Source organism: Kaistella antarctica (assembly GCF_900109615.1).
Taxonomy (GTDB): domain Bacteria; phylum Bacteroidota; class Bacteroidia; order Flavobacteriales; family Weeksellaceae; genus Kaistella; species Kaistella antarctica.
The window spans coordinates 601,182-615,088 of sequence record NZ_FOIX01000003.1 but is presented as its reverse complement, the minus strand read 5'-3'; the positions used below and the strand labels follow the sequence as shown (position 1 = coordinate 615,088).

Genomic DNA, 13,907 nt, shown 5'->3' with positions numbered 1-13,907 from the left:
CTCTGAAATCTAATCGTTTAACTGCTTAGAAGTACACAACAGTTTTTATCTAATTCTTTTAAAAGTTAAGGTATCGTGCTCTGTTTGAAACCTTAAATTTTTATCATTGAGCTGATATATTCCTTTGAGATAGTAATTGAAGTTCGAATCATCAGGTGCAGAATTTTTAGGCGCAAAAATTTTATCGTCCGCTACAATTTTCAACTTTAAGGAATCTTGGGTGAACGTATAAATTCCACTTTTAAAACTTTTATTTTCGTTGTTGCGAATGAGCTGAAAAGAATCACCCGCTTCAAAATGCAGGCGATCTGCATTAACCGTATTCTCCCAGGTTCCATAAAATTTAGTCTGACCCATATATTTTTTTTTCATCGTGGTCAACAATAGAAATAGGCCAACGAACACGATGGGAATGTAGATGAATTTTAAGAATCTTACTTTCTTTTGCCACTTTGATTGTTCGACGTCAGCGAACAAAGGCGGCTCTTGCAGAAAATATTTAATTAAAAGTTTGTAGTCCGACAATAAAACAAAAAGAGCCATACCCGTTAGAATCAGGGCCATTATTTTTGCTTCCTTAATGTCATACGCAAAATCCATTAAGGTGATATTTACCATAAAGGTCAGGAAGAGAATAATTCCGATACGAACCGTTTTTCTATAAAATAAAAGTAAGGCGCTTATGATCTGAGTAAATGCGATGACCAACCCATACCAGTAGGAGTAGCCGAAATAAAACCAGGTTAACTGGAAACCATTTAAGGAACCGATCGGTCTGTCGTAAGTACTCGGCTGAGATACAAATTGTGTTTCTAAAATTTTAGCAAAAGCATACGAAATAATCATCGTAGCTAAAAAATACCTGCAAAATGTGTAGAGATAATAGTGAAACTTTTTCCAGTTCATTGTTTACTTTATTTATGGTCAGAAGCAAAAGTACTCAATGAATTGTTTCTAAAATTGTAAAGATGTAAACTCTTAAATAAATAACCAGATGTTTTCTTTTTCCGTATTGACATTTTTGAAAAATTGATTTGGACTTTTGCCGGTAAATTTTTTAAAATCTTTGTTAAAATGAGATTGATCATAAAACTCGAGCGTCGAAAGTTCAGTTAGATTTCTGGCAGTTTTGTGAGCTTTAAAGGTTTTTCGAAAACGGTCTATTTTTTTAAATTCTGACGGCGTTTTTCCTAATTTACTTTTGAATAAACGACCGAGGTATTGGCGGCTCATATGATGCTGGTCAGCAATTGTTGCTACGGCAATTCCTGCCTCTACATCTTTTACAATCGAAGTGATCAGATCAACCTCGGTATTTTTCATATTAGCCAGTAAGATGTCTTCTATTTGGGTAATCTGATCATTTCGCTCCAAGTTGAAAAGTTCCGAAAGAGTAGCGGCAAATCCACTTAAAAAGTCTCGGTTTAGTAGCGGGCCAGGCTCGAAAATTTTGGTGACATCCTCGATAAAATAATTGATTCCTAAGGGTTTAAAATAAATGGTGATTTCATCAATTAAATGATGGTACTGAATCTGGAGTGGCTCCATGTAACGCGTCACCAAACTTACCGTTAAATTTTTGACTTCTGAAGATTCAAGTGTAACTTTGTGCTCAGAAATTTCAACTTTGAAATTGCGGTTGATCGTAAGAATACAATAATTGTTTGGAAAAGTCAGGTACGAAACTGGTTCTGCTTTTTTATCTTCTTTAATGAAATAAAATCCTGCAATATATTTTTTTAATATTTCATTTGTCGGGCGATAAAAGTGAAAGTTCATTTTTACTTTTAAAGCTTTTTCGCAGCATACTCACTTTCGTTCCCCAATCGATCAACCGATTTAACGGCGATCGTGTTCAGTTTCTTGCCGTTTTTGGTTGATGGAAGATTCTGAGAAATGAAGTCCTTTTCCAAAATTTCTGTTTCCCAAGTTTCGCCATATTTGACATAAAGGATCCATTGAAAAACCTTTTGGTTATCCAGCGAATTCCACTTTACATGAAAAGAATTGGCACTGTTTTCCACAAAAAGAATCGGTTTTTCTAAGGGAGTTGTTTTGATCCAAGGAGTTTTAGGAATTAAAGCTTTAGTCTTATAAGACGCTTTTACGGCAGCTAGCATTGCCGGACTTTTCGATAATCCATCAACACTGTAATGAATAGTTCCAGCGCCATTTTTCAGCAGGCTTCTGGTGGAATTGATCTGATTCACAATCTCGGTTGGTCGGTCGGTAACTCCTTTTAAGCCAATCGTATTTAAGCCTGGCCATAGATGTCTTTTTTCGGTATTTTCACTTTCCCACCACTTCAGCAACGAAGTAAAACTTTGGGGACCCTCATTTTTCCAGTAGAGTTGTGGCGAGAAATAATCAACCCAACCTTGATTCAACCAAAGTTTAGCATCAGCGTATAATTCATCGTATTGTGAGGACCCTTTTATACCCTCTGGATAACCAGGTTTCCAGATGCCAAAGGGGCTAATTCCAAACTTGACATAACTTTTCTCGGCTTTAATTTCATCATGAATTCTCTTAATAAATTTATTCACATTCGCTCTTCTGAAATCTGCTCGGGAAAGGTTTCCGCCACGTTTTTGATAGTCGTTCCAAGTTCTGTTGTCTGGAAAATCTTTGCCACCGTTATACTCTCGGTACGGATAAAAATAATCGTCAATATGAATGGCGTCGATGTCATATCTTTTCACCAAATCCTTAATTACTTTTGAAGTATGATCTTGAGTTTTGTCATCAGAAGGATCCATCCAATACATTCCGTTGCGCAGTTTAATAATTTGCTCCGGCATTTTCTTTACCATCGATTCATTCGTAATTGGGCCGCCAGTGGTGTGATGCGCTCTGTAGGGATTCAACCAAACATGCAATTCCATTCCACGTTTGTGAGCTTCCTCAATCCAGAATTCTAACGGATCATAAAATGGAGTAGGAGCTTTACCAATGGAACCAGTCAAGAAATAAGACCACGGTTCCAATTCACTTTTATACATGGCATCCGCAGACGGACGCGCTTGAAAAATGACTGCATTAAAATTAGCATCTTGCAACAAATCTAAAATTTTGATGGCTTCGTCTTTCTGTTGTTGCGTTGATAAATTATTTTTTGAAGGCCAGTTGATGTTTGCTACTGTCGCGATCCAGGCTGCCCGAAATTCACGGTTAACTTCTGGTAGATTTAATCTTGCTTCCGGTTTTTCAATGATTGGTTTTGGCGGAGCAGGTTTGGTCGTAACAACTGGTTTCTTAGTGTTTTTTACAGCTGGCTTTTTAGTAGCGCAAGAGGTAATAAAAAGGAAAATAAGTAAAAATAATATCGAGGTTGCTTTCGCAAAAGAATATTTCATAGATCAATTTTAAAGGAAAAATATAGAACGGACTGATTTTATTTAAATTGTCGGTTTCTGCCTAAGAAAAACTCAATTTCGCAAGGACAAAAATAACAATCGCAAATATATAAAAAGGAATGTGATTAATGGTTTGGATTTAAAAGCAAAAAAACTTAGTGGCTCAAAGTCGGAGAATTTGCGCAGCAGTGAAATATCCTGTTAATAAATATTTTTCTAATTACTATTAATTTCGAAAATTTTTGATGGTATAAATCTAATATCGCTTTGAGGTGCAGCTTTAGATACTAAAATAACAAAATTTTTACTACTTAAAACTGTATCCTTAACAACGTATTTCTGTAGATTGAAATTTTTATTTTTTGGATTAAGTAAAACATAATATTCATATGATGGATCAGGCGTTTTAGCATAAAATAGAATATTTCTTATGTTTGATTTTTCGGCTTTAAGTTCTTTATAAATATCCTTTGTAGTTGCGAACTTGAAATCTCCATAAGTCAAAGATTTGAAATTTGCTGCGGGATTAAATACTTTTATGAACCCATCTTCTCTCCCAAATTCTGTTTTATCTGAAATTTTTACAAATGTTTTACAATTAATTAAAGAAACTGCCAGAATGATTGTTAAAATTATTTGCTTCATTTTTATTTTATTAAAAATTAAATAGATTACACATAAATATGCTGAATATTAAAGAGCTAAATTAGATAATAAATAAACAAAGAGTTCCAAATAAATTTGGAACTCTTTTATATAACTGGCTAAGCCAATCTATTTTAAATAGTATCGTTTGATTAAGCTTTACCGCCTCTTTCAATACGTTTTCTTTCGTTTTCTGAAAGTACTTTTTTACGCATTCTGATAAAGTTTGGAGTTACCTCAATCGCTTCATCACCTTGGATGTATTCCATACATTCTTCTAATGAGAATAATTGTTTTGGAGCGATATTACCATCTTTATCTTTCCCAGAAGCACGCATGTTGTTCAACTGTTTTGCTTCCACGATATTTACCACTAGATCTCCTGGTTTGTTTTGCTCACCAATGATCATTCCTTCATAAATTTCCTCGCCCGGATCAACAAAGAAACGGCCTCTGTCCTGTAATTTTGCGATGGAATATTCAGTAGCCGGTCCTTGACCTTTACTGATTAATACTCCAACCAATCTTCCTGGAATCGAACCTTTGTAAGGTTTGTATTCGCTGAAACGGTGCGCCATAATTGCCTCACCTGCAGTTGCAGTCAACATTTGAGAACGCAATCCGATTAATCCTCTTGAAGGAATTTCGAATTCCATATGTTGCATTTCACCTTTAGTTTCCATGATATGCAAATCACCTTTTCTTTGGGTTGCTAAGTCGATTACTTTAGATGCATATTCATCTGGTACATCAACAACCATTGCTTCATAAGGCTCACATTTTACCCCATCAATTTCCTTGATGATTACTTGTGGCTGACCAATCGTCATTTCATAACCTTCTCTTCTCATTGTTTCAATCAAAACAGAAAGGTGAAGAATACCACGACCGAATACTAAGAATGTATTCGCATCTTCCGTAGGTTCCACTTTTAAGGCTAAGTTTTTCTCTAACTCCTTGTACAACCTTTCTTTCAGGTGATTTGAAGTTACATATTTACCATCTTTTCCAAAGAAAGGAGAGTTGTTAATCGAGAACGTCATGTTCAAAGTCGGCTCATCAATAGCAGTTCTTGGCAATGGTTCTGGGTTTTCTAGATCAACGAATGAATCACCAATCTGGAATTTATCAAATCCAACAATCGCGCAGATATCTCCGGCTTTTACTTCCTGAACTTTTTTCTTTCCTAAACCTTCGAAAACGTAAAGTTCCTTTACTTTTCCTCTTACTACTTTTCCGTCTGCCTGAGCTAAACCGATTTGTTGTCCTTCTTTAATTGAGTTTCTTCTAATTTTTCCGATCGCGATACGACCTAAGAAAGAAGAGAAATCCAACGAAGTAATTTGCATTTGCAAGCTACCTTCATAAGTTTCTGGTTCTGGAACATATTGAATAATTCCGTCTAATAATGGCGTAATATCTTCTGCAGGAGTTAAGCTCGTGTTGAACCAACCTTGTTTAGATGAACCGTAGAATGTTGGGAAATCCAATTGCTCTTCAGTTGCTTCTAAGTTGAAGAATAAATCAAATACTTTGTCATGAACTTCATCAGGACGACAGTTTGGTTTATCAACTTTATTAATAACTACGATTGGCTTCAATCCTAATTCCAAAGCTTTGTGCAATACAAAACGAGTTTGTGGCATTGGTCCTTCAAAAGCATCTACTAAAAGTAAAACTCCGTCAGCCATTTTCAAAACTCTTTCTACTTCACCACCGAAATCGGCGTGACCTGGTGTATCAATTACATTAATCTTGTAATCTTTATACTGCACCGAAATATTTTTCGATAAAATGGTGATTCCTCTTTCACGTTCCAAATCATTATTGTCCATGATCAGATCGCCTGAATCTGCTTGATTTTCACGGAAAACACTGGTTGCGTGGATGATTTTGTCAACCAAAGTCGTTTTACCGTGGTCAACGTGCGCAATAATTGCGATATTTCTAATGTTTTGCATATTCGTTTTTTGACGGGGCAAAAGTAAGCTTTTTTCGTCAAATTCTTTTATAAGTTGTTTAATTTAATAAATATTTATGTTAAAATTTAGAGAAAATTTAATATTGGCTGCTTTTCAACCGGATAATTTAGGTTCAAAGGCAAAATAGAATAGGGAATAGGTACCAAATAAACCACTTAATTCTGAAAAAAATTATTGTACACTGGGAATTTATTTTTTTAAAAATGATTAATTGGTTAGATTTCAATTTACTTTAAAATTATAATGCATCATCTTTAACAATAACAGAAAGTCCAGCGATTATTACCTCAGCTGGACTTTCATTAAAAACAGAAAATAAGGACCTTTCTAAAGAACTGCTCCGGCAGCATCTTCAATTTCTTGCATTTGTGTTCTTTTCAATTTCTCTTTGTGTCGTCTTCGATCCGCCGTTACTTTTATTCCACGATACATTTTATGTCGATCCTCACCAAAATTATAGGCTAATATATAAAGGAGTACCCCAACACCAGCGATGCAAACGTAACCCAGCAATCTTTTGTTCGCCGCGATTATGGCATTGAACTGAATGGCTTTCATATTTCCCATCACTTGATTATAACTGAAAGCACTGCCATCCATATATATGGCCAGATTACCTACTGCTTCAATTTGAAACTGATATTGTAACCAAGCAAACAAAGCGGAGAAAATACCGACAGAAAAGAAGGTTCTCCAAACCAAAACCAAACCGGTAGCGGCCATCATCTGGGTCATTTCTAATTTATCCAGCGTGTAATACCAAACAGCAATAAACAGCGCACCCATTCCGAATCCTTTTAATAACAAAGGTAAAATCCAATTTTCAAAACTGAATTCCAGACTCATTGATAGATACATAATCACGGTGTAAGCCAACATCGCAGCAAATCCTAGGAAGATAAACATCTTTAAACCGCGACCTTGTTTAAACCAGAAAGCCATGTAAACGCCCGCGGCTACAATGCCTGGAATCATTAATAAATTTAATTTTGCATTGAGTACCGAATCGTAACCCAAAATTCCAATTGTAAATATATTCTGAATCGCGCCTGTCGCCAGATACATTCCGGTCATCAGCAACATCAATAAGCCATGAATTACATTGTTCTTTCTAAATATTTTAAAGGAAATGTAAGGCCGTTTTAAAGTGTATTGCCGCACAACCAATAATAGTAAACTTACGAAAGACGCAGTACTCGCATTAATAATTTTCGGAGAATGAATCCAATATTGTTGCTTTCCAAAAGCGAGCACGTACGACCCAAACATAAATACTGACACAAAAAGCAAGATACTCAACCAGTCTATATAATAGAGCGGCATTTTGAATCCGAAAAATTTGTCGTGCATAAAGATCCAGGAAAGTAACGCCAGAAATAAACAAACTGCGGCACTTGCAATATGTACAAACTGCCAGTTAAAATCAAAGGCGATAATGGTAAGGATATAACCTGCGATCTGCGAGATAATGATGGAGAAAGGGTAGAAGACCGAGTAGAATTTGCCACGATTTCCTTCTGGACTGATCATAAACATAATCGGAATAATAAATTCCAGCATCACAATCATTTTTAAGTAACCGATGATTACAGAATTCGCCACGATCAATAAAGGTCGATCCGTCGTTCCATTAAGATAACTTAAGATGGCAATTAAGATAAAAATGACAGTCACTTTGTCCCGAATTTTATACCTCCATTTCATTCTTAAAATGATCGGCATCGCGGCACCCATTCCAATAGTGCTTCCGTAATTTGCCCAGACATAATACTCCGATGGCATTCCCGTACCGCCGACCATGTATGAAACATTTCCTACGTAAACGCCATTAATAGGTACGATCACGGAAATGAATATAATGATGAGCAGCAGTTGAACCAGCTTTGGAACCCAAGCTCTGAAGAGACCCTGATTATACATTAATGATTATTTTTGTTATGCAACCGCTCATTTATTTAGATTTTGCAGTTTCTTTATTGGAAGTCACCGTCACGGCCATATTCATTCCAGCTCGTAATTTTGCAATGTCTGCCTGTTTGTTATTTTTAGTAAACTCAATTCGCACGGGAATTCTTTGCTGAACTTTTACGAAGTTTCCCGTGGAGTTGTCGGTGGCAACATTAGAGTATTGGGAACCAGTCGCTGCAGAAATCGCAGTTACGGTTCCTTCAAATTCTTGTCCGCCCAAAGCATCAGCTTTCATCATAATCTTTTTACCGATTGCGATTTCAGGCATTTGACTTTCCAGAAAATTGGCAGTTACCCATTTTTCACCATCCAAAACAATGGTTCCAACTTGTTGTCCACCTTGAATAAGCTGTCCCTCAGAAATCAGTCTTCTACCCATAATTCCATCATAAGGTGCAGTAATTACGGCGTAGGACAAATTGATTCTCGCCATATCCAGCGCGGCTTTGGCTCTTTTAATTTCAGCGTCATTAATTCCGATTTTGCTTCTTACTTCAGAAGTGGAAAGATTGGCTGAGTTTTTTTGATTCAATAAAGTTTGATAAGAGGCTCTGGTTGCATCATATTCTGTTTTCACCTGATCGTATTGTTGTCTGGTTACCGCCTCTGCTTTTAAAAGGTTTTGATATCTTTTTAGGTTTTGCTCGGCATTCCACAATCTCGCTTTTTGTCCGGCAATGTTGCTTTCTAAAACTGAAACGTTACTGGAAACGGTGTTGATTGAAGAATTGGTCGCCTGTCTTTGTGCTAAAGTATTTTGATAAGCGGCTTCCGCTTGAGCCAACTGCGTTTCTATTTCACGATCATCCAAGACCACTAAAGTGTCGCCTTTTTTAACTGCTTCATGCTCAGTGAATTTTATTTCTTTGATGTATCCTGAAACTCTTGAGTTGATGGGATTAATGAACTCCTGAACTTGCGCTGACTCTGTGTAATTTTCTTTACCAACATTAAAATATTCTTTGATCAACCAATAAAAGCCAAATGCAACCACCACAAAAACTGCAATATTAGCTATCGTGTTTCTAAGCTTATTCGTTTTATTTTTGCTGACCTTTTTCTCTGCTTCTGGATTGGCAACTTTCGTCGGTGCCGCTGGTTGCTGCGCTTCTGCGTCAGTGTTTTCTATCTCTGGGTTATTTTCCTTATTTTCCATTGTATATTTTCTTATTCTGTTAGTCGTTTATTTAAAGTGTTCCGGTCGATTTCAACAAGTTGTAATATTGATAAAGTAGATCGATTTCCGCATTCACGTAATCTAATTCAGCCTGAATTTTCTGATTCTGAGCGTCCGTCATTTCTGCTTGTACGGCCAGTTGATTCAGATATTTTGCTTCTGTAATTTTGTAATTCTCGTTGGCTAATATTTGTGCTTCTTTTAAAATTACTAAATTTTCAATTGCATTCTGATGTTTGATATAAGCGGCATTTACTTGCATGTTGATATTTTGTTCAACAAGATTAAACGTTTTCTCAACCTGTTCCTTTTGCAATTGTCCTAGCTGTAATTTTTCTTTCGTTTTAAACAAGTTGTCGATATTATAACTCACCTGAATTCCCGCCTGAAAACCACCTGAATACATATCAAGAACGGGCGAACTGCTGGTCAAGGGTTTATTCAAACTATAACCTCCGAAACCAGCGATGGTCGGCATTTTGTCGGTATTAATGATCTCAATATTCTTATCCGCAATCTCGATACTTCTTTTAACATATTTTTGATTTGGATTATTTTGGTGTGCCAGCTCGAGGTAATAGTTTAAATCACGCAGCGACTGTTCTCTCTCAATATTTTCAACAGGGACGATTTCGGTACTCTCTGGTAATCCCAAAGCGTTGTTCAAATTGTAATTCAAAATTTTGCGGTTATTATTTAAGACCAAGATTCCCTGATCGATGTTCATAATTCCGAGCTCACCACGAATCACTTCATTTCGGGTGATCATTCCTTGTTGATAGAATTTTTGAACATTCTTCAACCGTTCTTCCGCTAAGTTTTTATTGTTCAAATAAACTGCGTTCTGATTGATTGTTTTGAAAATATCCAAGTAATTCGACATCACTAAAAACTTCACATCTTGCTGATCTTTTTCATAATCCAATTCAGAAAGTTGTTCCTGCAAAGCCGTAATCTCAATTGATTTTTTAACCAAACCCCCTTTAAAAATGAGTTGACTTGCCTGTAATCCGTACGTGCTTCCGTAATGGGGCAATTGTACCGTCATGGAATTAGAAAATTCTTTATCGATAATTAAAGAATTTCCTAAATAAAACTGACTGGTTGAAGCCGTAATCGATGGTAGTTTTTGAAGTTTTGCAACCTCTGTATTTTGCTTTGATATTTCTATTGCTTTTGCCGAAACCGCCAATTGGGGATGGTTTTGCAAAGCCAACGACGTCGCTTCATTGATGGTCAGTTCTCTCACTTGTGCGGAAAAACTTCCAGCCCAAAAAAGAGCAATCGAAAGACTGGCTATTTTAATATTTTTATTCATCTGTCCTTATTTTTATGCAAAATTATGGTAACGGGACGCTCAATACAATGATTAAAACAATTAAGAAAATGTCTAAATGTAAGATTCTATAAATCGGACTGTGTTCTATAGTGAATTGGACTCATTCCCTCATGTTTTTTAAAGAAATGTGAAAAGGAATAAGGATCAGAAAATTTCAGCACCGTCGCAATCTCATGCACGGGCTCTTTGCTGGTACTTAATAAAATTTTTGCCTCGTTCATTACAAATTCAGAAATGATTTGGTTCGCGGTTTTTTGCGTCACTCCTTTAACCACAGAACTCAGATGCCGGATGGTGAGTTGCTGTTCATCAGCATAAAACTGAAGCGTTTTTTCGGTTCGAAAATTTTCAAAAACATTTTTCAAGAATTCGAAAGTAATTTCTTCCTGGCGACTCATCCTGTTAGACTCCAGTTTTTCCTGATTTAAAAGAAAGCCTGAAATAGAATAAATAAAGGCGGAAAACAAGTGTTCTACCACATCATCATTATAATTCAAAGGAATCTTATGATCTAAAAGTATCGCCATTAAACCCAATTGCGCCCAAATGAGATTAAACTCTTCTATCGGTAAATGGGCGGTTTTATTGATGTGCGTTTTAAAATGTTTAAAAACTTTCAGCTTATTTAATTTTAAACCCAGCTTCTCTACAAAGTCATTATTGTAAATGATCGCGCGGGCTTCGAAATCGTCACTCAGAAAGTGAATTTGAAAGACGGATTTTGTTTCAGATAAGACTACCGAATTTGCATTGATATCAATCTCATTAATTTGAATGGTGATTTTTCCGCTGCCCTTTTTCACAAACAGAATGGCAGGGCGATCCTGTTGGTAAAGTTTTTCCAACTGAATTTTTGAACTCATGAAAATTTCGTCGAAAATCCGAATTGGTGGTTTTTCCATTATTTATAAAATGTCAGTCGTGCAGCTTATTTCAATACTTAACTTGATGCTACTGTAAAATTAATTTTTATTTTAAATAAAAAGGTATAAAAGATGAATGTTTATGTAGAAAAAATTCAATTATAGAAAGCTGAAGGCCAAAAAAAAAAGCGACCGTTGAAGCCGCTTGGTAAATTATTCGAGGTAATTATTGTCTCAATTTTTGTGCAAATAAGAATATAAATCGTCTTTTAGATAAACTCTTTTCTTCCTTAAATCAGTTAAGTGTTCGTCAGTGGTGTGATTTTGTTCGCCTTTTTCATAGTGCTGAATCAACGCGTTTACTTCTTCATAATTCACATACATTTTTTTGAAAACTTCATCTTTTAATTTAAGCTCATTTATTTTAACTTCTAATTCAGGGAATTCGTGGGTAAGATTGTGATTTTCCATGACTTTAAATATTTAATTTTTAATAGATTAAAGTTAAGGAAATTTTGCTTCGAACAAATATGAAAATAATCAGTAACTATTTTTAAGGTTTTCTAGAATTGTATTGTAAAGTGGATTTCTTTCGATCGTAAAGTAAAATATTATCCTATAATCTTAACATTAAATAAAGCTTAAAGTAGCTAAAAGGAACTATTCTTGCTAGGTAAAGTCTGATTAATAAAATTTTAAATTATGGATACTAAAAGAATTTCGTCAACTCTCGAAGAAGCGTTGAGCACACAAATGAATGTCGAATTATTTCAATCTCACACCTATTTATCGTACGGAATTTGGGCAACTGATCAAGGTTATGATGGCATTGGCAATTTCCTTTTGCGACACTCCTTAGAAGAAAGAAATCACGCTATAAAATTCATGCAATATATTTTGAATCGCGGTGGTAAACCGAGGGTAATGGCCTTAGAAGCGCCAGGTCATGATCCGCAGAGCTTGCAGAATTGTTTCAATTTGGTTTTCAAACATGAAGTTGACAATACTGAGAAAATTTATAATCTCGTTAATATGGCGTTAGAAGAAAAAGACTGGGCGACTTGGAATTTCTTACAATGGTTTGTGAAAGAACAGATCGAAGAAGAAACTTTGGCCATGGATCTTATTGACAAATTAAAAATTGCTGGCGGAGATCGCGCCACCGATGAATCGCTATTGTATTTGGATAGGGAATTAGGAACTGCTCCTGATGATGCAGACTTAGCCAGAAACGCAACTTCGGAAAATCCTTAAAATTTTTTACACATAAAAATAAATCTGCTTTGATGAAAGGCAGATTTTTTTTATTCCATAACTCACTCAAAATCTTTATCTTTGCCCACTCTCAATTTAATGGGTTGAAGCAGCGCTTTAAACCTTGATTTATAAACTTTGAACTAAAGATATGAAATGTGGAATTGTAGGTTTACCCAATGTAGGTAAGTCAACCCTATTTAACTGTTTAAGCAATGCCAAAGCGCAATCTGCCAACTATCCTTTCTGTACCATCGAACCCAATATCGGAACTGTTTCTGTACCTGATGAACGTTTGTTTGAATTGGAGAAATTAGTAAAACCAGAAAGAGTTTTGCCAGCCGTAGTAGAAATCGTAGATATTGCAGGTTTGGTAAAAGGCGCTAGTAAAGGGGAAGGTTTAGGAAATAAGTTCTTAGCAAATATCCGAGAATGTGAAGCAATTATTCATGTTTTAAGATGTTTCGAAAGTGGAAATATTATTCACGTTGAAGGTTCTGTAGATCCAATGCGTGACAAAGAAATTATCGATATCGAACTTCAATTAAAAGATATTGAGACTCTGGCTAAGTCAGTAGAAAAGGCCAAGAAATTCATCAAGTCTGGCAAAAAAGAAGATGTGCTTACCTACGAAACTCTTCTAAATCTGCAAAAGTTTGTAGAAGAAGGCAATAACGCCCGTGAATTTCCGATGGATGATTTTGCAAAAACTATTATCGACGAAGTTCAATTGTTGACTAACAAACCAGTTCTTTATGTTTGTAATGTAGATGAAAATTCCATTAAAAACGGAAATCCGTGGATTGCAAAAATCGAAGAAATGGCAGCCAAAGAAAACGCGGAAGTAGTCGTTTTAGCAGCGCAAATCGAAGCTGACATTAATGAACTGGAAACTTTTGAAGAACGGGAAATGTTTTTAGATGAATTAGGTTTAACGGAACCTGGCGTTAACCGACTCATCAGAAAAGCCTACCATCTTTTGCATTTGCAAACTTACTTCACCGCCGGTGTAAAAGAAGTTCGAGCCTGGACGATCGGAAAAGGCTGGACAGCGCCACAAGCTGCCGGCGTTATTCATACTGATTTCGAAAAAGGATTTATCCGCGCTGAAGTCATTAAGTATGAGGATTTCTTACACTTCGGTTCAGAAGCCAAAGTAAAAGAGGCCGGAAAACTTTCAGTCGAAGGTAAAGAATATATCGTTCAAGACGGTGATATGATGAATTTTAGATTTAACGTTTAATTAAACGATCTCATTTAGAATCAAAAAAGTTTACTGAATTTTCGGTAAACTTTTTTTTTCTATATTAGTCCTTTAAAACC

The 13,907-nt window shown here is 35.8% G+C and carries 12 protein-coding genes; 2 read left to right on the top strand and 10 right to left on the bottom strand.

All coding sequences use genetic code 11. The annotated features are described in order from the left end of the window. Positions 1-45: 45 nt before the first annotated feature. The 10 genes from BMX49_RS11355 to BMX49_RS11310 all read right to left on the bottom strand — a co-directional run bounded on the left by BMX49_RS11355 (position 46) and on the right by BMX49_RS11310 (position 11,801). Entirely contained in the window at positions 46-906 is an 861-nt protein-coding gene (locus BMX49_RS11355; protein WP_126337100.1) for a hypothetical protein, read from the bottom strand. A 72-nt stretch (positions 907-978) separates the two neighbouring features. Further along, positions 979-1,779, bottom strand: a complete 801-nt coding sequence (locus tag BMX49_RS11350; RefSeq protein ID WP_034720859.1) for a helix-turn-helix domain-containing protein — start codon at positions 1,777-1,779, stop codon at positions 979-981. 8 nt (positions 1,780-1,787) lie between these two features. Then, positions 1,788-3,356 carry a glycoside hydrolase family 10-like protein gene (locus tag BMX49_RS11345; RefSeq protein WP_034720858.1) on the bottom strand — a complete coding sequence of 523 codons (1,569 nt, stop codon included), beginning with the start codon at positions 3,354-3,356 and terminating at the stop codon, positions 1,788-1,790. A gap of 216 nt (positions 3,357-3,572) precedes the next feature. Beyond that, entirely contained in the window at positions 3,573-4,001 is a 429-nt protein-coding gene (locus BMX49_RS11340) for a hypothetical protein (RefSeq protein ID WP_034720856.1), read from the bottom strand. Positions 4,002-4,153: 152 nt separating this feature from the next. Continuing rightward, entirely contained in the window at positions 4,154-5,962 is a 1,809-nt protein-coding gene (gene typA / locus BMX49_RS11335) for a translational GTPase TypA (RefSeq protein ID WP_034720854.1), read from the bottom strand. A 348-nt stretch (positions 5,963-6,310) separates the two neighbouring features. Continuing rightward, positions 6,311-7,903, bottom strand: coding sequence for an MFS transporter (locus tag BMX49_RS11330; RefSeq protein ID WP_034720852.1), 1,593 nt, complete (start codon positions 7,901-7,903; stop codon positions 6,311-6,313). A gap of 31 nt (positions 7,904-7,934) precedes the next feature. After that, positions 7,935-9,107, bottom strand: a complete 1,173-nt coding sequence (locus BMX49_RS11325) for an HlyD family secretion protein (RefSeq protein ID WP_034720850.1) — start codon at positions 9,105-9,107, stop codon at positions 7,935-7,937. 31 nt (positions 9,108-9,138) lie between these two features. Next, on the bottom strand, positions 9,139-10,446 hold the full coding sequence (locus BMX49_RS11320; protein ID WP_034720848.1) for a TolC family protein: 1,308 nt from the start codon (positions 10,444-10,446) through the stop codon (positions 9,139-9,141). Positions 10,447-10,532: 86 nt separating this feature from the next. After that, positions 10,533-11,369 carry a helix-turn-helix domain-containing protein gene (locus BMX49_RS11315; RefSeq protein ID WP_034720845.1) on the bottom strand — a complete coding sequence of 279 codons (837 nt, stop codon included), beginning with the start codon at positions 11,367-11,369 and terminating at the stop codon, positions 10,533-10,535. A 195-nt stretch (positions 11,370-11,564) separates the two neighbouring features. Further along, complete coding sequence (locus BMX49_RS11310; protein ID WP_034720842.1) at positions 11,565-11,801, bottom strand: HP1242/YdcH family protein; 237 nt, start codon at positions 11,799-11,801, stop codon at positions 11,565-11,567. Positions 11,802-12,032: 231 nt separating this feature from the next. On the opposite strand from BMX49_RS11310, the gene BMX49_RS11305 reads away from it, so the two are divergent. Beyond that, positions 12,033-12,584, top strand: coding sequence for a ferritin (locus tag BMX49_RS11305; protein ID WP_034720841.1), 552 nt, complete (start codon positions 12,033-12,035; stop codon positions 12,582-12,584). A gap of 151 nt (positions 12,585-12,735) precedes the next feature. Beyond that, entirely contained in the window at positions 12,736-13,827 is a 1,092-nt protein-coding gene (gene ychF / locus BMX49_RS11300) for a redox-regulated ATPase YchF (RefSeq protein WP_034720839.1), read from the top strand. Positions 13,828-13,907: the final 80 nt, after the last annotated feature.